This is a genomic window from Ensifer sp. YR511, from assembly GCF_900103045.1.
Taxonomy (GTDB): domain Bacteria; phylum Pseudomonadota; class Alphaproteobacteria; order Rhizobiales; family Rhizobiaceae; genus Ensifer; species Ensifer adhaerens.
The window spans coordinates 58169-81847 of record NZ_FNGR01000007.1 but is presented as its reverse complement, the minus strand read 5'-3'; the positions used below and the strand labels follow the sequence as shown (position 1 = coordinate 81847).

16 protein-coding genes are annotated in these 23679 nt (G+C 63.1%); 11 read left to right on the top strand and 5 right to left on the bottom strand.

All coding sequences use genetic code 11. From position 1 onward, the window contains the following. Positions 1-5 precede the first annotated feature (5 nt). The 4 genes from BLU15_RS14865 to BLU15_RS14850 all read left to right on the top strand — a co-directional run bounded on the left by BLU15_RS14865 (position 6) and on the right by BLU15_RS14850 (position 6333). Positions 6-1007, top strand: a complete 1002-nt coding sequence (locus BLU15_RS14865; protein WP_090296153.1) for an ABC transporter ATP-binding protein — start codon at positions 6-8, stop codon at positions 1005-1007. Between the two features lie 256 nt (positions 1008-1263). Next, positions 1264-2487 carry an efflux RND transporter periplasmic adaptor subunit gene (locus BLU15_RS14860; protein WP_034804880.1) on the top strand — a complete coding sequence of 408 codons (1224 nt, stop codon included), beginning with the start codon at positions 1264-1266 and terminating at the stop codon, positions 2485-2487. Between the two features lie 9 nt (positions 2488-2496). Next, positions 2497-5637, top strand: a complete 3141-nt coding sequence (locus BLU15_RS14855; protein ID WP_034804897.1) for an efflux RND transporter permease subunit — start codon at positions 2497-2499, stop codon at positions 5635-5637. Positions 5638-5688: 51 nt separating this feature from the next. Then, positions 5689-6333, top strand: coding sequence for a TetR family transcriptional regulator (locus tag BLU15_RS14850; RefSeq protein WP_034804901.1), 645 nt, complete (start codon positions 5689-5691; stop codon positions 6331-6333). Between the two features lie 57 nt (positions 6334-6390). On the opposite strand, the gene purU is transcribed toward BLU15_RS14850, so the two are convergent. Next, positions 6391-7245, bottom strand: coding sequence for a formyltetrahydrofolate deformylase (gene purU / locus BLU15_RS14845; RefSeq protein WP_051659688.1), 855 nt, complete (start codon positions 7243-7245; stop codon positions 6391-6393). Between the two features lie 236 nt (positions 7246-7481). Next, on the bottom strand, positions 7482-10490 hold the full coding sequence (polA, locus tag BLU15_RS14840; protein WP_034805279.1) for a DNA polymerase I: 3009 nt from the start codon (positions 10488-10490) through the stop codon (positions 7482-7484). A 511-nt stretch (positions 10491-11001) separates the two neighbouring features. Between polA and BLU15_RS14835 the strand changes: the two genes are divergently transcribed. The 3 genes from BLU15_RS14835 to BLU15_RS14825 all read left to right on the top strand — a co-directional run bounded on the left by BLU15_RS14835 (position 11002) and on the right by BLU15_RS14825 (position 14502). Next, a complete protein-coding gene (locus BLU15_RS14835; RefSeq protein WP_060519455.1) occupies positions 11002-11445 on the top strand; it encodes a MarR family winged helix-turn-helix transcriptional regulator in 444 nt (147 codons plus the stop codon). 231 nt (positions 11446-11676) lie between these two features. Then, complete coding sequence (locus tag BLU15_RS14830) at positions 11677-13068, top strand: M20/M25/M40 family metallo-hydrolase (RefSeq protein WP_090296151.1); 1392 nt, start codon at positions 11677-11679, stop codon at positions 13066-13068. Between the two features lie 474 nt (positions 13069-13542). After that, positions 13543-14502, top strand: a complete 960-nt coding sequence (locus BLU15_RS14825) for a lysylphosphatidylglycerol synthase transmembrane domain-containing protein (RefSeq protein ID WP_090296148.1) — start codon at positions 13543-13545, stop codon at positions 14500-14502. 27 nt (positions 14503-14529) lie between these two features. Here the strand turns inward: BLU15_RS14825 and BLU15_RS14820 are convergent, their stop codons facing one another. Continuing rightward, positions 14530-15018, bottom strand: a complete 489-nt coding sequence (locus BLU15_RS14820; RefSeq protein WP_090296146.1) for a hypothetical protein — start codon at positions 15016-15018, stop codon at positions 14530-14532. A gap of 570 nt (positions 15019-15588) precedes the next feature. On the opposite strand from BLU15_RS14820, the gene BLU15_RS14815 reads away from it, so the two are divergent. From BLU15_RS14815 to dnaJ, 4 genes are all read left to right on the top strand, one after another. Then, a complete protein-coding gene (locus BLU15_RS14815; protein ID WP_090296145.1) occupies positions 15589-15939 on the top strand; it encodes a hypothetical protein in 351 nt (116 codons plus the stop codon). Between the two features lie 236 nt (positions 15940-16175). Continuing rightward, the gene (locus BLU15_RS14810; protein ID WP_060580539.1) at positions 16176-18446 is read left to right on the top strand and encodes a transglycosylase domain-containing protein; all 2271 of its coding nucleotides are present in this window, start codon (positions 16176-16178) and stop codon (positions 18444-18446) included. Positions 18447-18707: 261 nt separating this feature from the next. Continuing rightward, entirely contained in the window at positions 18708-20630 is a 1923-nt protein-coding gene (dnaK, locus tag BLU15_RS14805) for a molecular chaperone DnaK (RefSeq protein ID WP_034804922.1), read from the top strand. 251 nt (positions 20631-20881) lie between these two features. After that, a complete protein-coding gene (dnaJ, locus tag BLU15_RS14800) occupies positions 20882-22012 on the top strand; it encodes a molecular chaperone DnaJ (RefSeq protein WP_034804924.1) in 1131 nt (376 codons plus the stop codon). Positions 22013-22075: 63 nt separating this feature from the next. Here the strand turns inward: dnaJ and BLU15_RS14795 are convergent, their stop codons facing one another. After that, positions 22076-22969 carry a DUF2182 domain-containing protein gene (locus tag BLU15_RS14795; RefSeq protein ID WP_090296142.1) on the bottom strand — a complete coding sequence of 298 codons (894 nt, stop codon included), beginning with the start codon at positions 22967-22969 and terminating at the stop codon, positions 22076-22078. Between the two features lie 5 nt (positions 22970-22974). Then, positions 22975-23610, bottom strand: a complete 636-nt coding sequence (locus tag BLU15_RS14790) for a DUF1326 domain-containing protein (protein ID WP_034804927.1) — start codon at positions 23608-23610, stop codon at positions 22975-22977. Positions 23611-23679: the final 69 nt, after the last annotated feature.

The following is a 23679-nucleotide window of genomic DNA, read 5'->3' as shown; positions in this document are numbered from 1 at the left end:
ACCAGGTGGGATCGCTTCAACTCAAATCCATCCGCAAGGCCTACGGTAGCCATGAGGTGCTGAAGGGCATCGACCTCGAGGTGAAGGACGGCGAGTTCGTCATCTTCGTCGGCCCGTCGGGCTGCGGCAAGTCGACCTTGCTGCGCACCATCGCTGGCCTCGAGGACGCGACCTCCGGCAGCGTGCAGATCGACGGCACGGAAGTCGGCCACGTGCCGCCCGCCAAGCGCGGCATCGCCATGGTGTTCCAGTCCTACGCGCTCTATCCGCACCTGTCGGTGAAGGACAATATGGGCCTTGGCCTGAAACAGGCCGGCGCTCCGAAGGCGGAGATCGAGGACAAGGTCGGCAAGGCTGCGAACATGCTGTCGCTCGATCCCTACCTCGCCCGTCGCCCGGCCGAGCTTTCGGGCGGCCAGCGTCAGCGCGTGGCGATCGGCCGCGCGATCGTGCGCGAACCGAAGCTCTTCCTGTTCGACGAGCCGCTTTCGAACCTCGACGCGGCGCTGCGCGTCAACACCCGGCTTGAGATTGCCCGGCTGCATCGAAGCCTGAAGGCGACGATGATCTACGTGACCCACGACCAGGTGGAGGCGATGACGCTCGCCGACAAGATCGTCGTCCTCAACGCCGGCCAGATCGAGCAGATCGGCTCGCCGATGGATCTCTACAATCGCCCGGCCAACGTCTTCGTCGCTGGCTTCATCGGCTCGCCGCAGATGAACTTCATCGAAGGCGCCCGGCTCGGCGATGTCAAAGCCAAGACGATCGGCATCCGCCCGGAGCACATGGCGCTTTCACGCGAGAGCGGCGACTGGAAGGGCAAGGTCGTGCATGTCGAGCACCTCGGCGCCGACACCATCGTCTATATCGATTCCGAGCAGGTCGGCACCATCACCGTCCGCCTCTTCGGCGAACATCGCTACGCGCCTGACGACATCGTCTATGCGACGCCGACGGTCGGTGCCATGCACCGTTTCGGCGACGACGACCGCGTCCTCGCCTGATGCGTTTTGAGGCTAAGGCCTCATCACAGCTGCGTGAAAACCGGCCGCCACGGGACTAACCCCTTGTGGCGGCTGAATTATTTTTTGAATAGCCGTGCTGAATGACTCTGTTGCGCTGCAAAGCGATTTAACATACATTTGTGTTTGTATATTAGCTTTCCGGTATTTTCCCCAAGCGATACCGGTTCCGCTCCCCTTCACTTCCGGACCGCACGGGCACCTTGCGAGATGCACCTGTCGCCTGCGGTCACCGAATATGGACATCGCTATGCGCATGAACCGACCGACACTGGCCGCCGCCTTGGCAACTGTGATTCTTCTTTCCGGCTGCCAGAAAGAGGAAGCACAACAGGGCGCCGCCGCATTCCCACCGTCCGCCGTCGCGGTCTTCACGACCAAGACCGAAACCCTGCCGATCACCAACGAGCTTCCGGGCCGCATCGCCGCGACCCGTGTCGCCGAGGTTCGTCCGCGCGTTTCCGGCATTGTCGTCGAACGCGTCTTCCAGCAGGGCTCCAAGGTCAACGCCGGTGACGTGCTCTACCGCATCGATCCCGCCCCCTTCCGCGTCCAGGTCGAAAAGGCAGAGGCCACGCTTCGGCGCGCCCAATCCATTCGCCAGCAGGCCCAGCAGAAGGCCGATCGCCAGGAGCAGCTGAAGAAGGCGAACGTCGTCGCCGCGCAGCAGCTGGAAGATGCGGCTGCGCTGCTTGCGACGGCCGACGCCGATGTCGCGATCGCCGAAGCCGGCCTCGCTGCGGCCAAGCTCGACCTGCAATATGCCGACGTGACGGCACCGATCAGCGGCCGCATCGGCCGTGCGCTGATCACCGAAGGCGCGCTCGTCAGCACCAACAGCTCGGAAAATCTCGCGACGATCCAGCAGCTCGACCCGCTCTACGCCGACTTCACCCAGTCGGCGACCGACCTCATCCGCCTGCGCAAGGCGCTCGAGGACGGCCAGATGATGAACGGCGACGGCGAGGAAGCCGAAGTCCAGCTCGTGCTCGACGACGGCACCACCTATGAGCACAAGGGCAAGCTCCTGTTCTCGGAAGCCGCCGTCGACGCGACGACCGGCCAGGTGACCCTGCGCGGCGAATTCCCGAACCCCGACAACGACCTGCTTCCCGGCATGTATGTTCGCGTACTTGTGCAGCAGGGCGTCGAGAAGGACGCGATCACCGTTCCGCAGCAGGCCGTCCAGCGCAACAACGCCGGCCAGTCGCAGGTTTATGTCGTCGGCGCCGACAACAAGGTCGAGTTCCGCAACGTGACCCTCGGCCGCACGATCGGCACCCGCTGGCAGGTGACCTCCGGCATCAAGGCCGGCGAAAAGGTCATCGTCGAAGGCTTCCAGAAGATCGGCCCCGGTGCCCCTGTCGAGCCGACGGACTGGAACCCGGACGCCAAGCCGACTGCCGAAGCAGCGCAGACGACGGCCGCTGCCGACGAAAAGCCTGCCGAAGCTACAAAGTGAGTTTGATTGATGCCTAGTTTTTTCATCGACAGGCCTATTTTTGCCTGGGTGGTGGCGATCTTCATCATGGTCGCCGGCGTCATTGCGATTCCGCTTCTGCCGGTATCGCAGTATCCTGACGTCGCGCCGCCGCAGATCTCCATCAACACGAGCTACCCCGGCGCCTCGTCGCAAGACACCTATCAGAGCGTCACGCGACTGATCGAAGACGAGCTGAACGGCGTCGAAGGCCTGCTCTATTTCGAGTCGACCTCCAGCGCCTCCGGCTCGGTCGAAATCAGCGCCACCTTTGCACCGGGCACCGATCCGGGACAGGCGGCCGTCGACATCCAGAACCGCGTTCGCCGTGTCGAGCCGCGCCTGCCCGATTCGGTCAAGCGCCAGGGTGTCCAGGTCGATGAAGCCGGCTCCGGCTTCCTGATGATCGTGGCGCTCACCTCGACCGACGGCTCGATGGACGCGATCGGTCTCGGCGACTATCTAAGCCGCAACGTGCTTAGCGAAATTCAGCGCGTGCCCGGGGTCGGCCGTGCGCAGCTGTTTGCCACGGAACGCTCGATGCGCGTCTGGCTCGATCCGGACAAGATGCTGGGTCTGAACCTGACGGCTGCGGACGTGACCAATGCGATCACGGCGCAGAACGCCCAGATCGCTTCGGGCTCGATCGGCGCACAGCCGAACCCGATCACCCAGCAGATCAGCGCGCCCGTCGTCGTCAAGGGTCAGCTCGAAAGCGCCGAAGAGTTCGGTGCGATCGTGCTCCGCGCCAATCCGGACGGCTCCTCCGTCCGCCTGCGCGACGTTGCCCGCATCGAGATCGGTGGCGAAAGCTACGCCTTCTCGACGCGCCTGAACGGCAAGCCGTCGGCGGCTATCGCCGTCCAGCTTTCGCCGAGCGGCAACGCCATGTCGACCTCGGCCGCCATCAAGGAACGCATGGACGAACTGGCGAAGTTCTTCCCGCAGGGCCTCGAATATTCGGTTCCCTACGACACTTCGCCCTTCGTCGCCGTTTCCATCGAGAAGGTGCTTTCGACGCTGGTCGAAGCGGTCGCGCTCGTGTTCATCGTGATGTTCCTGTTCCTGCAGAACATCCGCTACACCATTATCCCGACGCTCGTCGTGCCGGTGGCGCTCCTGGGCACCTGCGCGGTCATGCTGGCGATGGGCTTCTCGATCAACGTTCTGACCATGTTCGGCATGGTGCTGGCGATCGGCATTCTCGTCGACGATGCGATCATCGTCGTCGAAAACGTCGAACGCATCATGTCCGAGGAAGGGGCAACGCCGAAAGAAGCCACCCGCAAGGCGATGAAGCAGATCACCGGCGCCGTCATCGGCATCACGCTGGTTCTCGCCTCGGTGTTCATTCCGATGGCCTTCTTCCCGGGCGCGGTCGGTGTGATCTATCGCCAGTTTTCGCTGACGATGGTCGTCTCGATCCTGTTCTCCGCACTTCTCGCTTTGTCGCTGACACCGGCGCTCTGCGCGAGCTTCCTGAAGCAGGTTCCGAAGGGTCATCATCACGCCAAGCGTGGCTTCTTCGGCTGGTTCAACCGCTCGTTCGACAAGACGTCGCACGGCTATAGCGGCATCGTGAAGCGCCTGGTCCACCGGACCGGCCGCTACATGATCGTCTATGTCGCGGTGCTCGCCGGTCTCGGCTGGCTGTTCATGAAGCTGCCGTCGTCGTTCCTTCCGGACGAAGACCAGGGCTTCGTGATCGTCATGATGCAGCTGCCGTCGGAAGCAACGGGCAACCGCACGACCGAGGTGGTGGAGCAGGCCGAGAAGATCTTCGGCCAGGAAACGGCAGTCGAACGCATCATCGCGATCAACGGCTTCTCCTTCTTCGGTACCGGCCAGAACGCAGCGCTCGCCTTCGTGACGCTGAAGGACTGGAAGGAACGTGACGCCGACAACGCCGCACAGTCGATCGCCATGCGGGCGACGATGGCGATGAGCCAGATCAAGGATGCGATCAGCTTCGCGCTGTCGCCGCCGGCGATCCAGGGCCTCGGCACCACCGGCGGCTTCTCGTTCCGCCTGCAGGACCGTGGCGGTCTCGGCCAGGCGGCGCTGTCGCAGGCCCGCGACCAGCTGCTCGGCATGGCCGCCGAGAGCAAGGTGCTCTCCGGCGTCCGCTTCGAGGGCATGCCCGATGCGGCTCAGGTCAGCGTCACGATCGATCGCGAGAAGGCCAACACCTTCGGTGTGACCTTCGCCGATATCAACTCGACGATCTCGACCAACCTCGGCTCGTCCTACGTCAACGACTTCCCCAATGCCGGACGCATGCAGCGCGTAACGGTGCAGGCGGACGAAGGTCAGCGCATGCAGACCGCCGACCTCCTGAACCTCAACGTCCGCAACGCCAATGGCGGCATGGTGCCCCTGTCGGCCTTCGCGACGGTGGAGTGGGTCAAGGCGTCGACCCAGACGATCGGCTACAACGGCTACCCGTCGGTCCGTATCAGCGGCGAAGCCGCCCACGGCTACTCCTCGGGTGACGCGATCGCCGAGATGCAACGGCTGGCGGGCCAGTTGCCTGCAGGCTTCGGTTACGAATGGACCGGCCAGTCGCTGCAGGAAATCCAGTCCGGCACCCAGGCGCCTCTCCTGATCGCGCTGTCGTGCCTTCTGGTGTTCCTGTGCCTTGCAGCCCTCTATGAGAGCTGGTCGATCCCGGTGGCGGTGATCATGGTCGTTCCGCTCGGCGTCATCGGTTCGGTGCTCGCCGTGATGATGCGCGACATGCCGAATGACGTCTACTTCAAGGTTGGCCTGATCGCGATCATCGGTCTCTCGGCCAAGAACGCGATCCTGATCATCGAGTTCGCCAAGGAACTGCGTGAGCAGGGCAAGTCGCTGATCGACGCGACGCTGGAGGCGGCACATCTTCGCTTCCGGCCGATCCTGATGACGTCGCTGGCCTTCACGCTCGGTGTTCTGCCGCTGGCAATCGCCACGGGTGCCAGCTCCGGCAGCCAGCGCGCCATCGGCACGGGCGTCATGGGCGGGATGATCTCGGCAACGGTGCTCGCCATCTTCTTCGTTCCTGTCTTCTTCGTGTTCGTCACGAAGCTCTTCAGCCGAAAGAAGGTGGAGAACACACCGACAGCCGCAGAAAACCCGACACCCGCCGAATAAAACAAGACTGGACGGCCCGCCTCTGGCGGGCCGTCGCATGAGGAGGAATGAATGCGCCGAACAAAGGCCGATGCAGAAGCAACAAGACAGAAGATCCTGAGCGCCGCCGAGCGCGTCTTCTACGAAAAGGGCGTCTCGAACACGACGCTCGAAGAAATAGCCAAGGCCGCCGGCGTGACCCGTGGCGCCATCTACTGGCACTTTGCCAACAAGACCGACCTGTTCCTCGCGCTGCACGACGCTGTGCCCTTGCCGCAGGAAGACATGGTCGCCCGCGAGATCGAAGCGGAAGCTGCCGATACACTCTCCATCCTCGAAGGTGCCATGGGCGACTGGCTGGATGTTCTGGCCGCCGACGAGCAGCGCCAGCGCATTCTGACGATCATGCTGCGCACCAATTACGACGGCGACCTGGGCGAGGTCCTCGCCCGCCAGAAGGAACTCGACGAGCACCACAATGTCGTGCTCGAACTCGCTTTTTCCCGCGCGCTTGCCAAGGGGCAGATGCACGAGACCTGGACCCCGGCCTCGGCGACGCGGACCCTGCACTGGATGATGCTCGGCCTCTGTACGGAATGGCTGCTGTTCGGCCGCACCTTCGATCTGACGGCCGAGGGACGCGAGGGCCTGAGCCGGCTCTTTGCCAGCTTCCGCGCGCCGGCCGTTACCGCGACCGCCGTCGTAGCCCGCCTGTGACAGCTGTAGCCGGCACCCCTGTGAGTACCGGCTACATGAAGCGCCTTCCGGAACCCTCTAGCTGAACACGACCGTCTTGTGACCGTTGAGCATGACGCGCCGCTCCAGGTGCAGCTTGACGGCGCGCGCCAGCACCCGGCTTTCGATGTCGCGGCCGGTGGCGACGAAATCTTCCGCCGTCAAGGCATGGCTGACGCGTTCGGTTTCCTGTTCGATGATCGGGCCTTCGTCGAGGTCCGGCGTGACGTAGTGCGCCGTCGCCCCGATCAGCTTCACGCCACGCTCATGCGCCTGATGATAGGGCTTGGCGCCCTTGAAGCTCGGCAGGAACGAATGGTGGATGTTGATCGCCTTGCCGTAGAGGCGCTTCGACAGATTGTCGGAAAACACCTGCATGTAGCGGGCAAGGATGACGAGATCCGCGCCGGTCTCCTGGACCAGTCGCAGAAGCCTTTCCTCCTGCTCGGCCTTGTTGTCCTTCGATACCGACCAACAGTGATAGGCGAGCCCTTCGGCTTCAGCCGTACGCCGGCTGTCTTCGTGGTTGGAGACGATGGCGACGACCTCCGCGTTCAACCAGCCGACACGGATCTGGTAAAGCAGGTGCAGGAGCGCATGGTCGAACTTGGAGACGAGGACCAGGATCTTCGGCTTGACCGCAGCATCCGTGAGCGTGGTCCGCATCTGGAAACGCTCGACGGCCGGGCGAAGCGCCCGCTCGACATCACCAGCCTGAACGCTCGCTGCAACCTGGAAGGCGATGCGCATGAAGAAGCTGTTGGTCTTGGTATCCCAGAACTGGTTGCTCTCGGCGATGTTTGCGCCAAGGGCGGCAAGCTCCGTGGTGACGGCGGCGACAATGCCGGGTTTGTCGTCGCAGGACAGGACAAGAATGAAGGTCTTCGGCGCCATGATCTCCTCCGATTGCAGCCGTTTCGGATGAGGCTCGAGCCCCTTCCCAAAGGCTGCCTATGAGGAGTTGAACGCGCCGGCAATCGTTCCGGCTGCGACGGCTGACGCTTTCTATCATCCTGATGGAAAGGCGCCCGGGAGCATGGAATGCCCCCGGGCGCTGCAAGATTCGTCGCATTCGGCTTTTGAGGTTTTCTGAGAGGTTTCCATCAAAAACCCGGTGTGCACCGACTAGATCAGTGCGCCTCGTCCCAGTTGGTTGCCGCGCGCGCATCGACCTTCAGCGGCACTTTCATGTCGAGCGCCGGCATGGCGGCGTTCTCCATCACCGAGACGACGACCGGAATGGTGTTTTCGACCTCGGCGTCCTCGACCTCGAAGATCAGTTCGTCGTGCACCTGCAGCAGCATGCGGGCCGAAAGCTTCGCCTCGGCCAGCGCCGGCTCCATCTTCACCATGGCGCGGCGGATGATGTCGGCGGCCGAGCCCTGGATCGGCGCGTTGATCGCGGCGCGCTCGTTGAAAGCGCGATGCGATGGGATCGACGAGCGGATGTCCGGATAGTGGGCGCGGCGGCCGAAGATCGTCTCGACGTAGCCGTGCTCGCGGGCAAACACCTTGGTGCCTTCCATATAGTCGCGGATGCCGGGGAAACGCTCGAAATAGCGCTTGATGTAGTCGCTGGCTTCGGAGCGCTCGATCGACAGCTGGTTGGCAAGGCCGAAGGCCGAGATGCCGTAGATGATACCGAAGTTAATCGCCTTGGCGCGCCGGCGGATTTCGCTCGGCATGCCCTCGACCGGAACGCCGAACATTTCCGATGCGGTCATCGCATGAATGTCGACGCCATCGGCAAAGGCCTGGCGAAGCTGCGGAATGTCCGCAACATGGGCAAGCACGCGCAGTTCGATCTGGCTGTAGTCGGCCGAGACGAGCTTGTGGCCGGGCGTTGCGATGAAGGCGGTGCGGATCTTGCGGCCTTCGGCGGTGCGCACCGGAATGTTCTGCAGGTTCGGATCGGACGACGACAGGCGGCCGGTGGTCGTGGCGGCAAGCGCGTAGGACGTATGCACGCGCTTCGTCTCCGGATGGACGAAGCCCGGAAGCGCATCGGTATAGGTGGACTTGAGCTTGGTCAGCTGTCGCCAGTCGACGATCTTGCGCGGCAGTTCGTGGCCTTCGGCTGCCAGGTCTTCCAGAACCTGTGCCGAGGTCGACCATTGCCCGGTCTTGGTCTTCGAGCCGCCGGCAAAGCCCATCTTGCCGAAGAGGATATCGCCGAGCTGCTTCGGCGAACCGATGGTGAAGGTTTCGCCAGCGAGCTTGTAGATCTCGTCCTCGAGCCCGGCTGCGCCCTGGGCGAGCTCGCCCGAAAGCCGCGAGAGGATCTGGCGGTCGACGGTGATGCCGCGGTCTTCCATGCGTGCCAGAACGGCAACCAGGGGCCGCTCCAGCCGCTCATAGACGCGCATCAGCCCCTTGGCGGCCAATCGGGCCTTCAGGATATGCCAGAGCCTGAGCGTGACGTCCGCATCCTCAGCCGCGTAGGCGGTTGCCCGGTCGATATCGACGAAGTCGAAGGTCACCGAGGATTTGCCGGTTCCGGTGATGTCCTTGTAGGCGATCGGCTTGTGGTTCAGCCAGCGCTCAGACAGCGAGTCCATGCCATGGGTGCCGTTGCCGGCATCGACGACGTAGGACATCAGCATCGTGTCGTCGAAGCTTTCGACGGTGATGCCGTGCCGCTTCATCACGAGGTAATCGTATTTCAGGTTCTGGGCGACCTTGAGGACCGAAGGGTCCTCCAGCAGGCGCTTCAGCCGGCTCAAGGCTTCTGCGACCGGGATCTGGTTTTCGGCGAGCCCGCCGCCGAGCAAGTCGCCGACGCCGGTCTTGTGGATCAGCGGCACATAGGCCGCCCGGATCGAGGCGCCGGTCGGGTCGGCCTTGTGGTCGGCGATCGCCAGCGAGAAGCCGACGAGGTCGGCCTGCATTGCATCGAGCGAGGTCGTTTCCGTGTCGAAGCCGACGACACCGGCTTCGCGCGCGTCCGATATCCACCGGTCGAGAGTGGCGATGTCGCGGATCGTCACATAGGCGCTCTGATCCATCGGCGCCTTGGCGAAGATTTCAGCGCGTGCCGCAGCGAGCGCCTCGGGCGTCGCGTCCGCGCCATTCGCTTCGCCGGCACGCGACAGGACGGCGGCGGCTTGCGCGGCCTCGCCACGGGCGGCAGCCGCGGTGGAGGAGCCCTCGCTGACCTTTTCCGCGCCATCTCCCTTGTCGAGATCAGGGCCGCGCGCCTCGGCGCCCCATTCTACCGGCACCAAGGCTGCTTCAACGGCATCGGCGTCCGTACCGGTCGCGGCGGCGACGCGACGCGTCAGCGTTGTGAATTCCATCGCCTTCAGGAAGGCGATCAGCTTCGGACCGTTCTGCGGCTCGAGGCTCAGCTCTTCGAGCGGAACGTCGAGCGGCGTGTCGGTCTTGAGTTCGACGAGCTGGCGCGACAGACGAGCGAGATCGGCATTGGCGATGATGTTCTCGCGGCGCTTGGCCTGCTTGATCTCGCCGGCGCGGGCCAGCAGCGTTTCGAGATCGCCGTACTCCTCGAGCAGCTGTGCTGCCGTCTTCGGGCCAATGCCGGGAATGCCCGGGACATTGTCGGTGGAGTCACCGGTCATCGCCTGCAGGTCGATCATCTTTTCCGGCGGCACGCCCCATTTCTCGATCACTTCCGGGATCGAGATCTGCTTGTCCTTCATGCTGTCGTACATGGACACGTTCGAAGTCACGAGCTGCATCAGGTCCTTGTCGGACGATACGATGGTGACGCCGGCGCCGGCGGCTTCTGCAAGCCGGGCGTAGGTGGCGATCAGGTCGTCGGCCTCATAGCCTTCCTTCTCGATGCAGGGCAGGTTGAAGGCGCGGGTCGCGTGACGGATCAGCCCGAACTGCGGGATCAGATCTTCCGGCGGCGCCGTGCGGTTCGCCTTGTACTGATCGTAGAGCGCGTTGCGAAAGGTCTTCGACGAATAGTCGAAGATGACCGCGAAATGGGTCGGCGTGACGCCGACCGAGGTGTCGCGCGCATCGGTGAGCAGCTTCCACAACATGTTGCAGAAACCCGATACCGCGTTGACCGGAAGGCCATCGGATTTGCGGTTGAGCGGCGGGATGGCGTGGAACGCCCGGAAGATGAATCCGGAGCCGTCGACGAGGAAGAGATGATCACCGTTTTTCATGGGCAAATGGATAGCGCGGGGCAAGCCAAAGGTCCATTGCGGTTTTCCCGCCAGACACTACATTCTCCACCGGTCGCGGTGGCCGCGATCGCCACCGCGGATTGCGAAAACAGGGACTGATTTCGCCTTGGGATCGAGCGCCAAAAGGCTTCGCAAGCGCCCGTTCGGCTTCACGCAAACGTTACATATTTGTAATGTCCGATTCAGCCCCGGTATCCTTGAAAAGCCACATTTGAATCCTCAAATCTTACTCAACGGCACCGAGTGATGCCGTCTTCTGGTGATTGGCCTGTCCCCCGCCCGCACCAGATGAGGACAAAGGCCTTATCCCCCTCTCCGGGCCTTTGTCCCGTTTTCAAAAGACCGTCACGGCGCCGCCTCCGCACCGTGACGGTTTTTTGTTTCTGCCGTCCGATCACCTCCGCTCAAATCCCGGTGAGACCCGACGGTCTCAAGGTCCATCGCCTGCATTGTAACTTGTCTTCATGGCGGTTCGGGCGTACCGATAGACATGGCCTTCAATCGTATGGAATCTGCGACCTACCTGGCCAGCCTGCTGGCTAAGAGCTTTTCGCGCGCGCTTCACGAGCGCGGCCAGAAGCTTGGTTTCGCGCCCGGTCAGTTTCCCATCCTGCTCGAGCTTTGGGCCGAGGAAGGCCTGACGCAGAAACAACTGCTCGATCGCCTCGACATCGAACAGGCGACGATGGCAAACACGCTCTCGCGCATGGAGCGCGACGGGCTCATCCTCCGCCGCAAGCATCCGCAGGACAAGCGCTCGCAGCAGATCTACCTCACCGAAAAGGCAAAGGAGATGGAGGCGGCCGCCAAGGAGGCAGCGCTTGCCGCCGACCAGTCGCTGCTTGCCGGCCTCAGGAATTTCGAACGCGAACTGATGCTCGAATATATGCGCATGGCGCTCGCGAGCGTGGCACGCAGCGACAGTCGCGCCTGAACGCACCACCCCCTTATGATCATTCCATCAAAAAAATTGGCTTAAAGCGGGCGTTCGCCCGTTCTAAAGCGGGGGCAGACGCGTCGATCCGGGCGCCCCGGCGCTCACCTTGCCGACGCGCCGGGCTCTCCGTTCACCGTCACCTGAGACCTCTGCCCAAAATCGCTCAAATCGATTTCGCTTTGGCGGCACATGCAGTAGGTTCCGGCGAAACTTGAAGCAAGGATATGCATGATGGCTGACATCACCCCCGTTCTCGAACGCGCAGACGCCAACCTGCCAAGGAGCCTCGACCGGCTGTTCGACCTCGTTCGGATCAAGTCGATCTCGACCGACCCGGCCTTCAAGGCGGAATGCCGCAAGGCGGCCGAATGGCTGGTGGCCGAACTCAACAGCCTCGGCTTCACCGCATCGGTGCGCGACACCCCCGGCCATCCGATGGTCGTCGCCCACCATGACGGCGCCAAGCCCGATGCGCCGCATGTGCTGTTCTATGGCCACTATGACGTTCAGCCGGTCGATCCGCTGAACCTCTGGGACACGGATCCGTTCGAGCCCGGCATCAAGGAAATCGAACCCGGCCGCAAGGTGATCACCGGCCGTGGCACGGCTGACGACAAGGGCCAGCTCCTGACCTTCGTCGAGGCGGTGCGCGCCTACAAGGACGTGCATGGCGCCCTGCCCTGCCGCGTCACCATCCTGTTCGAAGGCGAAGAGGAATCCGGCTCGCCGTCGCTGAAGCCCTTCCTCGAAGCCAATGCCGCCGAACTCAAGGCCGACTATGCGCTGGTCTGCGACACCAGCATGTGGGACCGCGATACGCCGGCGATCTCCGCTGGCCTGCGCGGCCTCGTCGGCGAAGAAGTCATCGTCCGGGCTGCCGACCGCGACCTGCATTCCGGTTATTTCGGTGGTGCTGCCGCCAACCCGATCCGCATCCTCACCACCATTCTCGCCGGCCTTCATGACGAAAACAGCCGCGTGACGCTGCCAGGCTTCTACGAAGGTGTCGAAGAGACCCCGGCCCAGATCAAGGCGGCCTGGGAAACGCTCGGCCAGACGGCAGAGAAGTTCCTCGGCGAAATCGGCCTTTCGATCCCGTCGGGTGAAAAAAACCGCTCGGTGCTGGAACTGACCTGGGCGCGACCGACCGCGGAAGTCAACGGCATCACCGGCGGCTATACCGGCGAAGGCTTCAAGACGGTGATCGCGGCCGAGGCTTCGGCAAAGGTTTCCTTCCGCCTGGTCGGCAACCAGAACCCGGAAAAGATCCGCGAAGCCTTCCGCGCCTATGTGCGCTCCAAGGTTCCGGCCGACTGCTCGGTCGAGTTCCATGCCCATGGCGGTTCGCCAGCGATCCATCTTCCGTACGAATCGCCGCTGCTCAACACGGCGAAGGTGGCCCTGTCCGACGAGTGGCCGAAGCCGGCCGTCATCATCGGCATGGGCGGCTCGATCCCGATCGTCGGCGACTTCCAGAAGATGCTCGGCATGGAATCGCTGCTCGTCGGCTTCGGTCTTTCCGACGACCGCATCCATTCGCCGAACGAGAAGTACGAGCTGCAGTCCTATCACAAGGGCATCCGCTCATGGATCCGTATCCTCGACGCGCTCGCCGCCTGATGATCGGTGCGGGACGGGGCGCGATTTTGTGCGCGCATCCCGCCCGAGCCACTTGACCCCGGAAGCCGTGGCGGAGCTCTCGCCACGGCTTCTTTGCTTTGGTTGCGTGGCTGGAGATGATGCAGCCCTCGCGCGCAAGCGCTCCATCGACGCGCATGCATCGCTGCCCGATCGGCGGGATGTCCACGCTTTACCGTTTCCCCTTCACTGTTTCCCGGCGGTTTCTCCGTTGTCGGCGGGCCGTCAATCCTTGACCTCCGGGGTCTCAGGTGCTTCCTTTTTGTGAAACAAATCACAAAGGGAAATCGGATCGTTGGCAAGGGTAAGGACCGAAGCGTCGCGCTGCGGGCGTGACGTTATGACAAAGCGGCTCAGAAAACTGAACGTCTCCGCTCGGAGAAACCCTCCGGCCGCTGCAACGGAAGTGTCCTTGAAACAACCCCGCCACGCCCTCGCATCCATCGCGGCACCGGCATGAAGCGGCTGCAGACCTATTTCTGGCCCGTTGTCGGCCTTCTGGCGATCCTGTTTTCGGTGAACGCGCTCTATCATGAGTTGCGCGACCTGTCGTTCGACGAGTTTCTCGCAAGCTTCAATGCTATTTCGCTGAGGAGCTGGCTTCTGGCGATCGGCTCGACGCTCCTCGCCTATGCAGCTCTGGCGGCCTACGACCGACTTGCGCTCGACCACCTCGGCCACCGCATTTCGCTCTGGTTCATCACGCTCTGCTCGTTCACGACCTACGCGCTGTCGCACAATCTCGGCGCCTCGGTGTTCTCCGGCGCGGTCGTGCGCTACCGCGCCTACCGTTCCAAGGGGCTTTCCCCGGGCGAAGTCGGCGTTCTCGTCGCCTTCTGCTCCTTCACCTTCACTCTCGGGACCTTGGTTCTATCGGCCGTCGTGCTTCTGGTACGGCCCGACATCATCGAGCGTTTTGCCGAATTCCTGCCGGTCGAAATGTCGCTCACAACCGGCGTGCTCATCCTCATCGTCATCGGGCTCTATGTCATCGGCAGTCTCGTCGGGCTGCCGTCGTTCCGCACGCGCTGGTTCCAGCTGCACTACCCGAAGCCGAAGATCGTTTTCCGGCAGCTGGTGATCGCTCCGGTGGAGCTGATCGGCGCCGCCGGGATCATCTATTTCGCCCTGCCGGAAGCGGGAAATCCGGGCTATATCGTCATTCTCGGGATCTTCCTTGCGTCCTTTTCGGCAGCCCTTCTGTCGCATGCGCCCGGCGGGCTTGGCGTACTCGAGCTGATTTTCATCGCCGCCTTGCCGGAAATGGACCCGGCTGCCGTGCTTGCGGCGCTTGCGATCTTCCGGCTGCTTTACCTCGTCATCCCGTTCGTGCTTGCGCTGATCGTGATCCTGGTGTTCGAGCGGGCGCGTTTCGTGGCGGAGCGCCAGCCGCCGAAGGGAAGCGACCTCCCCTAGGCGAAGAGACCGCGTCCATCACGGATATCAGGGCGCGTTGCAGACAGTGGGCAGCGCCTGTTCGAGCGGCCCCTTCACCTCGTGCAGGCGCGCCGCTTCGATCTGGTAGGGTGTAAACGGCGGCACCTGCAGCGACGGATTGATGATGCGGGCGACATAGCAGCCGGCGAAGAACCGCACCCGCCCCCGCTTCTCGATCGATTTCACCGCGACGGGAACGGCGGAATAGATGCTGCCCGCCCCGGCCTCCGTCTTCACCTTGCCGACCTTGATCTCGACAGACACCGTGCGCTCATAGCCGCGGGTGAACGCCTTGAAGCCGCCGACGGGTTTCGATTCGCCTAAATAACCATAGGCGCGGGCATATTCCTTGCGGTTGACGGCGTTGTAGAGCGAGCGGACGAGCGCGGCCCCATCGGACCGGTCATCGACATAGGCGACGCTGTCCTGCGCCAGAGCTTCGCCATTCAGGGCTGCAAATGCGCCGAGGGCGAAGACGGTGGATCGAAGCTTCATGGCAGTCCTCCTTTGTCGTGCGGGCAGCCGAACACAACAATGAGGCGAAGCCATAGCAGGATTCGCGAGTGGATCGATAACGACATAGGCCAGCCACCGTTCGGCGCGGCACCGGCGATCCGTTTGACCTCAGCAAATTTGGGAGGCGGTGGGCGGCGTCACGCCGATGAGCAGAAAGCCGCGGGCATAAGCGCAAAATGAAAAGAGCCCCGTGTGGGAGGAGGTACACGGGGCTCTCGAACTTGATCGGCAGCTGGGAGGAGGAGTGCCGCCGATCCGCATCGGGCGCCGCGGGAGGAGGTGCAGCGCTTCGATGAGTCGTATAATAATTATGCGCCGCAACAATTTCAAGACATCATTTTGCACTGCACAAAATCGTGAAGGAAAGGCAGGGCCAAAGGCATCGTCCCTGACGTCGGATCGCGGTTGGTGCATCCGGAGGACCGCCGCGACCGATAACCTGATAGAAACCACAACTACTGATGGCAGGTTCCTTTTGTTCAGCTTTTTCGACATACATCTACGTGTAAGCCAAGAATAAATTTTCACTCAGTAATTGCAGGCGCTCAAATGAAATTGCTGCTCCAGATTCCGACCGCCCTCATCGTTGTCCTGATTCTTGCGACCTGGCTTGCCAGCCTCCGTCTCGTGGTGCTGCCGCCCGGCTCCCTCAAGCTCAAAGCGATGACGGCCCTCGTTTATCAGGGACATGGCTTCCGTCTGATCGACAGCCCGCTCGGCATGTGCGGCCGTCGGGCCCACCCGGCCGCCGACTGCGAGGAGGTGGCCATGAACCATCTGGGCAAGCGGGTGCTGCTGCGGATGCCTTTCAGCCAATGGCTCTACGATTACACCGATCCCTATCCGGTGAGCCCCACGGCATCGGTCGAAGAGACTCCGCTTCGAAACGCCATCCAGTGAGAACCGGCGAGCACGGGCTCGGACCTGGAGGCGCATGCGCGCCTAAGCGTCAAGGTTTTGAACCATCAGGCTTTTTCACAACGACTTTCTTAACCACCCCTTAAATTGCCGCATTTAAAGTTCACCCGGTCGCCGTGGCGGATGGGCGTGGGACGCCGTTACCGCCGTTGAAATCGATTGGCCGCAACGATAGCGCCAAGGGCCACCGCTGGGCGGTGAGGGATAGATCAAACGGCATGGCAGCAAGCGGCAGGTCAGGACAGCGGATCGAGCCCTCGTTCGGCGGAAACGAGGACGATGACGACGACGATTTTCGCGTAGAGGCCAGCGACCGCGTGACCACGAGCCGCAAGGCGCCACGCGGCAAATCTTCCGGCCAGACCAACAGGAGCAGCGGCAAGAAGAAGCCAGCCGGCAAGCGCGGCGGCGGCCGTCGCGGCTCCGGTGGCGGTGGCTTGGTCGGCCTTGTCCGCACGCTGTTCTACTGGTGCATCGTGCTCGGCATCTGGGGCGCGATGGGCGTCGGCGGCCTGGTGCTCTACTACGGCGCGCGCATGCCGAGCGCCGAAAGCTGGTCGATCCCCGATCGCCCGCCGAACGTGAAGATCCTTGCCGTCAGCGGCGACATCATCGCCAACCGCGGCACCACGGGCGGCGAAGCGCTTTCGCTCGAAAACATGTCGCCCTATATCCCGCAGGCAGTCATCGCCATCGAGGACCGGCGCTTCTATTCCCATTTCGGCATCGACCCCTTAGGTCTGGCCCGCGCCATGCTGACGAACGTCACTACGGGCCGCATGGTCCAGGGCGGCTCGACGCTGACGCAGCAGCTCGCCAAGAACCTGTTCCTGTCGCCGGAGCGCACGCTGGAGCGCAAGGTGCAGGAAGTCTTGCTCGCCTTCTGGCTCGAGCAGAAGTATTCCAAGGACCAGATCCTGGCGATGTATCTCAACCGGGTGTTCTTCGGCTCCAACGCCTATGGCGTCGAAGCGGCCTCGCGGCGCTACTTCAACAAGTCGGCACGCGACGTGAACCTCGGCGAGGCGGCCCTGCTCGCGGGCTTGCTCAAGGCCCCTTCGCGGCTCTCGCCGGCGCGTGATCCGAAGGCGGCGGAAGAGCGCGCCCAGATCGTGCTGGGCGCGATGCGCGAGGAAGGCTTCGTCACCGACAGCGAGATCAAGACGGCGATGTCGCAGACGCCGACCAAGGCCAAGAGCTACTGGTCGGGCGCCGAGCATTATGTCGCCGATATGGTGATGGACCAGCTTCCGGGCATGATCGGCGAGATCAAGGAAGACCTGGTCATCGACACGACGATCGACCTCAATCTCGAAAAGAAGGCCGAGGAAGTGATTGCCGCGACGCTGGACGCCGATGGCAAGAAGCTCGACGCCTCGCAGGCCGCCCTCGTCTCGGTCGACGGCACCGGCGCCATCCGGGCGCTCGTCGGCGGCAAGGACTATGCCGAGAGCCAGTTCGACCGCGCCTCCAAGGCCAAGCGCCAGCCGGGCTCGGCCTTCAAGCCCTTCGTTTATGCCGCGGCCATGGAGATCGGCCGCACGCCGATGTCGATCCGCAATGACGGTCCGGTTCGGATCGGCAACTGGACGCCGGAGAATTACGACCAGAAATATCGCGGCGAGGTGACGCTTGCCGATGCGCTCGCCAACTCGCTGAACACGATCGCAGCCCAGCTGGTCATGGAGGTCGGCCCTTCCAACGTCGTCAAGGTCGCGCACCGCCTCGGTATCGATTCCGAGATGCAGGCAAACGCCTCGATCGCGCTCGGGACGTCGGAAGTGAGCCTCGTCGAACTGACCTCGGCCTATGCCCCCTTCATGAATGGCGGCTTCAAGGCGACGCCGCACGTGATCCGCCGCATTTCCAAGGCGGACGGAACGGTGCTCTACGAAAACACCTACGACAACCCGCCGCGCGTGCTCGATCCGGCGATCGTCAGCGAGATGAACCAGATGCTGCTGCGGGTGCTGACCAAGGGCACTGGCAAGAAGGCGCAGCTGAAAGGCTGGGAAGCGGCCGGCAAGACCGGCACGACGCAGTCCTTCCGCGACGCGCTGTTCGTCGGCTACACCTCGAATCTCACGACCGGCGTCTGGTTCGGCAACGACGACGGCAAGTCGATGAAGAAGGTCACCGGCGGCGGCCTGCCGGCCAAGGCCTGGCACGATTTCATGATGGCGGCCCACGAAGGGCTTTCGCCCTCGCCGCTGTTCGGGACGACCGGCGTGCAGCCGGTCTTCGACGACGGCACCGCGCCGCCCCCAGGCGACCTGATGTCCGGCGACCCGGAAGCCTTCCCGGAAGCACCCGTCGGCGTCGATGGCGGCGTCGCGGTCGGGCAGCGTCCGGTCGACCAGGGCGGCGCCCCGTGGGGCGGCCAGACGGCGGATCAGGGCAACGGCGGCATGGTACCGCCGGCCGATGTCGGCCAGACGACCGGGGCCACGCGCCGCACCACGCTTTTCGATATTCTGACCGGCGGCTGAGCCGCCCGTGAACCTCGATTTGACAGGGGATCCGGCCTGTAGGCAGGCTGCGGCCGATGGCCCATTTCGGGCTAGACAAATCCCGGGCTTGCTTTTGCCCCCAAACGCCCCGCAGAATGCCTTGCAGTCCGAAACGCCGGTCCTTATATACGCCGCATCGGCGCAGTCTAAGCTGCGAAGAAATCCAAAGACCATCCCGTTAGGGGCTGTCTCACGAATGCCTGACCGGGTTCCGACAGTCCGCTGCAAGGAGAGAACGACATGGCTAAAGTTATTGGTATTGACCTGGGAACGACCAACTCCTGCGTCGCCGTCATGGACGGTAAAGACGCGAAGGTGATCGAAAATGCCGAGGGTGCGCGCACGACCCCCTCGATGGTGGCATTCAGCGAAGACGGCGAGCGTCTCGTTGGCCAGCCGGCCAAGCGCCAGGCTGTCACCAATCCGGAAAACACGCTTTTTGCGATCAAGCGCCTGATCGGCCGGACCTTCCAGGACCCGACCACGCAAAAAGACAAGGACATGGTTCCTTACAAGATTACCAAGGCCGACAATGGCGACGCCTGGGTCGAAGCGCACGGCACGGATTACTCCCCGTCGCAGATCTCCGCCATGATCCTTCAGAAGATGAAGGAAACGGCCGAATCCTACCTCGGTGAAAAGGTCGAGAAGGCCGTCATCACCGTTCCGGCCTACTTCAACGACGCCCAGCGCCAGGCAACCAAGGATGCCGGCAAGATCGCCGGTCTCGAAGTTCTGCGCATCATCAACGAGCCGACCGCGGCAGCGCTCGCCTACGGCCTCGACAAGAAGGACGGCAAGACGATCGCCGTTTACGACTTGGGTGGTGGTACCTTCGATATCTCGGTTCTCGAAATCGGCGACGGCGTCTTCGAAGTGAAGTCGACCAACGGCGACACCTTCCTCGGTGGCGAAGACTTCGACATGCGTCTCGTCCAGTACCTCGCCGGCGAGTTCAAGAAGGAACAGGGCATCGACCTGAAGAACGACAAGCTCGCTCTTCAGCGCCTGAAGGAAGCCGCTGAAAAGGCCAAGATCGAGCTGTCCTCGTCGCAGCAGACCGAAATCAACCTGCCGTTCATCACGGCTGACGCTTCCGGTCCGAAGCACCTGACGATGAAGCTGACCCGCGCCAAGTTCGAAGCGCTTGTCGACGACCTGATCCAGCGCACCGTCGCGCCGTGCAAGGCAGCCCTCAAGGATGCCGGCGTCTCGGCTGCCGAGATCGACGAAGTCGTTCTCGTCGGTGGCATGAGCCGCATGCCGAAGGTGCAGGAAACCGTCAAGCAGCTGTTCGGCAAGGAGCCGCACAAGGGCGTGAACCCGGATGAAGTGGTCGCCATGGGCGCCGCCATCCAGGCCGGCGTTCTGCAGGGCGACGTCAAGGACGTTCTCCTGCTCGACGTCACCCCGCTGTCGCTCGGCATCGAAACGCTCGGTGGCGTCTTCACCCGCCTGATCGAACGCAACACGACGATCCCGACCAAGAAGTCGCAGACCTTCTCGACCGCCGACGACAACCAGTCGGCCGTGACGATCCGCGTCTCCCAGGGCGAGCGTGAAATGGCTGCAGACAACAAGCTGCTCGGCCAGTTCGACCTCGTCGGCATTCCGCCGGCACCGCGCGGCATGCCGCAGATCGAAGTGACCTTCGACATCGATGCCAACGGCATCGTGCAGGTTTCGGCCAAGGACAAAGGCACCGGCAAGGAACACCAGATCCGCATCCAGGCATCTGGCGGCCTCTCCGACGCCGACATCGAAAAGATGGTCAAGGACGCCGAAGCCAACGCTGAAGTCGACAAGAAGCGTCGCGAAGGCGTGGAAGCCAAGAACCAGGCCGAAAGCCTGATCCACTCCAGCGAGAAGTCGCTGAAGGATTACGGCGACAAGGTTTCGGAAACGGACCGCAAGGCGATCTCCGACGCGATTGCCGCGCTGAAGACCGCCGTCGAAGCCTCCGAGCCGGACGCCGAAGACATCAAGGCCAAGACCAACACGCTCATGGAAGTTTCCATGAAACTCGGCCAGGCGATCTACGAAGCGCAGCAGACGGAAGCCGCTCATGCGGATGCCGCCGCCGACGCTGCCCGTGACGGCGATGTCGTCGATGCCGACTACGAAGAAGTCAACGACGAAGACGATCGCAAGCGTTCGGCCTAAGTCGCCCTTCAAACAGACGGAAAAGCCCGGGTTCGCCCGGGCTTTTTTGTTGCCGGTCTCGCCCGTCAGGGCCTGCAATATCGGCGATCGGCACTGTGACTTGCCGCAAACGTACCTTTTCCGACAAAAAACCGTATCTACCGCCGTTCGGGCTATGGTATCGCGCTTCAAGGTTTACTAAATCGGTGGCAAGGTAAACGGGCAGCCGCCGAGCCATCGCGCTGGCTTGCCAACAGGATAATCTTCTACGAATGAAACGTGATCTCTACGAAACGCTTGGTGTTGCCAAGAACGCCGACGAAAAGGAGCTGAAGAGCGCCTTCCGCAAGCTCGCGATGAAGTATCATCCGGACAAGAACCCCGGCGACGCGGCAGCGGAGAAGACCTTCAAGGAAATCAACGAAGCCTACGAGATGCTCAAGGACCCGCAGAAGCGGGCGGCCTATGACCGCTACGGTCATGCGGCTTTCGAGCAGGGCGGCATGGGCAACGGCTTCGGCGGCGGTGGTGCCGGCGGTTTCTCCGACATCTTCGAAGACATCTTCGGCGAGATGATGGGCGGCGGGCGCCAGCGGCGCTCATCGGGCGGCCGCGAGCGCGGCGCCGATCTTCGCTACAACATGGAGATCTCGCTCGAGGAAGCCTTCGGCGGCAAAACGGCGCAGATCCGCGTTCCGACCTCGATCACCTGCGACGTCTGCACCGGCTCCGGCGCCAAGCCGGGCACCAGCCCCAAGACCTGCGGCACCTGCCACGGCTCCGGCCGCGTGCGCGCCGCTCAAGGCTTCTTCTCGATCGAACGCACCTGCCCCACCTGCGGCGGGCGCGGTCAGACGATCACCGACCCCTGCGGCAAGTGCCACGGCCAGGGCCGGGTCACCGAAGAGCGCACCCTCTCGGTCAACATTCCGGCCGGCATCGAGGACGGTACGCGCATCCGCCTTTCGGGCGAAGGCGAAGCCGGCCTTCGCGGCGGACCGTCGGGCGACCTCTACATCTTCCTTTCGGTCAGGCCGCATGAGTTCTACCAGCGCGACGGCGCCGATCTCTATTGCAGCGTGCCGATCTCGATGACGACGGCTGCCCTTGGCGGCAAATTCGACGTGACGACACTCGACGGCACCAAGTCGCGCGTCACGGTTCCCGAGGGCACCCAGGCCGGCAAGCAGTTCCGCTTGAAGGGCAAGGGCATGCCGGTGCTGCGCTCGGCGCAATCGGGCGACCTCTACATCCAGATCCAGATCGAAACGCCGCAGAAGCTGACCAAGCGCCAGCGCGAACTGCTGCAGGAATTCGAGGAGATCTCCTCCAAGGACAACAATCCGGAATCGACCGGATTCTTTGCCCGGATGAAGGATTTCTTCGATACGCTGAGCGACTAAGGCTTCAAGCCCGACGACTTCTACAGCGCCGCGCGCCGGAAACGGTTGCGCGGCGCTTCTATTTCAGAGCAGGGCCATGAGCTGCCACAGCCCGGCCAAAACGAGCGCTACCCCGGCGATGCGGGACAGGATCCCGCCGCCGGGCACGACCTTCTCCGCCAGAACGAAGATGGCGATCGCGGCGATCAACAGCACGTTCATCACCCCGCCGACGAACAGCAGCGCCATCAGCGCCCAGCAGCAGCCGACGCAATAGAGCCCGTGCCGCACACCGAGGCCGAAGGCGCCGCCCGCTTCCCGACGAAAGCCGCCGTGGGACTGGATGAAAAGCAGCGGCGCCTGGCATTGACTGAGACAGCGATCCTTGAGCGGCGTGAACTGGAACAGGCCGACAGCAATCAGCACGATGCCGCTGAGGACCGCACTGGCGCTTGCAAGCGCCGGCGTGAGCAACAGGGCGCGATCGAGCAGCCATTGCCCGAGAACAGCGACGAGCGCGAACAGGATCCAGGCCGACAGATAGCCGGCGGCAAAGAAACCGGTGGCGGCAAAGGGCTTGCCCTGTTGGGCGGCCTTGCGGCCGACACGGGCATAGAGCAGGATCATCGGCGTCGCCGACGGCACCATCATGCCGACCATCATTACGGCCCACATGACGAGGGCATAGGCGAAGGTCGTGGCGGACCAGGGAGCGGCAACCGCGCCCGCCATCGATGCCATGGCGCCCTGCTGTGCCCCCATGGTCATGGGCTTGTCCGCCGGCATGTCCATGGGCATATCCATGTCCATGCCGGAGCCCATATCCATGCTGGCTGAAGGAGCCGGGGGAACAGCCATGTCCATGGCCGACGCCAGCCACAGGATGTAGAGCCAGCTGATCGCCGTCAGGGTGACCAGCGCCGCCACGACGATGACGCGGTCACGTCTAAGCAGGGTTTCGAGCGCCGTGTCTCCCATCGGCGTCAGTGGATCACGCCGCTTTCGGTCAAATGCATCCGGGCGAAATGGGCATGCGAATCCGCAAGCGCCAAAGTCAGCGGCCCTTTCGTATCGGCCCATCCGCGCCCGACTTCGCAAATGTCGTATTCGAAGCCATGGGGGAGATTGATGCGCGCCTGATGGGCGGCGCCGGTCACGGGATTGAGGATCGGCTCGCCGCGTGCGGCGATCCAGCCCGGCACGTTCAGCCGCGCCGTTCGGGCGCCAACATCAACCTCGAAATCGATCTCGGCAAAGACCGGATCGTGCATGGTTTCGAAGGTGGTTGCGAAGACCTGGAAGAAGGTCGCGCCGGGTTCGGTATCCTCGCCACTCATAATGCGCAGCAGCGCGCCGCGCTGTTCGTCCGATGCGCGGCTGTCGACGATCGGCACCACCTGCCCCCTGCCCTCATGGATCGCGCCCGGCCAGGCGGCGATCAGGCCGCCGCGAAGCCCATCGAGCCGCGTGTCGCCGTGATAGCCTTCCTCGATCTCGAAGGCGCCGACAGCGCTGCAATGGCCTTGGGTCGGCAGAGCGTTGAACTGGCAGGGGCAGCCATAGGCGCAATTGCAATGAATGAACTCACGCCCCTTCATCATCCATCTGACACTCGTCATCGTCTCCTCCTGAGATCTGATCGGTGTTCGTCTCGCGGTTCCCCGCAAACAGATGCCTTTTATTAGAAT

Bases quoted from the DNA above. Each gene is read 5' to 3' on its own strand.
- BLU15_RS14860 (WP_034804880.1), top strand. From the start codon at position 1,264: ATGGACATCGCTATGCGCATGAACCGACCGACACTGGCCGCCGCCTTG.
- BLU15_RS14855 (WP_034804897.1), top strand. From the start codon at position 2,497: ATGCCTAGTTTTTTCATCGACAGGCCTATTTTTGCCTGGGTGGTGGCG.
- BLU15_RS14850 (WP_034804901.1), top strand. From the start codon at position 5,689: ATGCGCCGAACAAAGGCCGATGCAGAAGCAACAAGACAGAAGATCCTG.
- purU (WP_051659688.1), bottom strand. From the start codon at position 7,245: ATGGCGCCGAAGACCTTCATTCTTGTCCTGTCCTGCGACGACAAACCC.
- polA (WP_034805279.1), bottom strand. From the start codon at position 10,490: ATGAAAAACGGTGATCATCTCTTCCTCGTCGACGGCTCCGGATTCATC.
- BLU15_RS14835 (WP_060519455.1), top strand. From the start codon at position 11,002: ATGGCCTTCAATCGTATGGAATCTGCGACCTACCTGGCCAGCCTGCTG.
- BLU15_RS14830 (WP_090296151.1), top strand. From the start codon at position 11,677: ATGATGGCTGACATCACCCCCGTTCTCGAACGCGCAGACGCCAACCTG.
- BLU15_RS14825 (WP_090296148.1), top strand. From the start codon at position 13,543: ATGAAGCGGCTGCAGACCTATTTCTGGCCCGTTGTCGGCCTTCTGGCG.
- BLU15_RS14820 (WP_090296146.1), bottom strand. From the start codon at position 15,018: ATGAAGCTTCGATCCACCGTCTTCGCCCTCGGCGCATTTGCAGCCCTG.
- BLU15_RS14815 (WP_090296145.1), top strand. From the start codon at position 15,589: ATGAAATTGCTGCTCCAGATTCCGACCGCCCTCATCGTTGTCCTGATT.
- BLU15_RS14810 (WP_060580539.1), top strand. From the start codon at position 16,176: ATGGCAGCAAGCGGCAGGTCAGGACAGCGGATCGAGCCCTCGTTCGGC.
- dnaK (WP_034804922.1), top strand. From the start codon at position 18,708: ATGGCTAAAGTTATTGGTATTGACCTGGGAACGACCAACTCCTGCGTC.
- dnaJ (WP_034804924.1), top strand. From the start codon at position 20,882: ATGAAACGTGATCTCTACGAAACGCTTGGTGTTGCCAAGAACGCCGAC.
- BLU15_RS14795 (WP_090296142.1), bottom strand. From the start codon at position 22,969: ATGGGAGACACGGCGCTCGAAACCCTGCTTAGACGTGACCGCGTCATC.
- BLU15_RS14790 (WP_034804927.1), bottom strand. From the start codon at position 23,610: ATGACGAGTGTCAGATGGATGATGAAGGGGCGTGAGTTCATTCATTGC.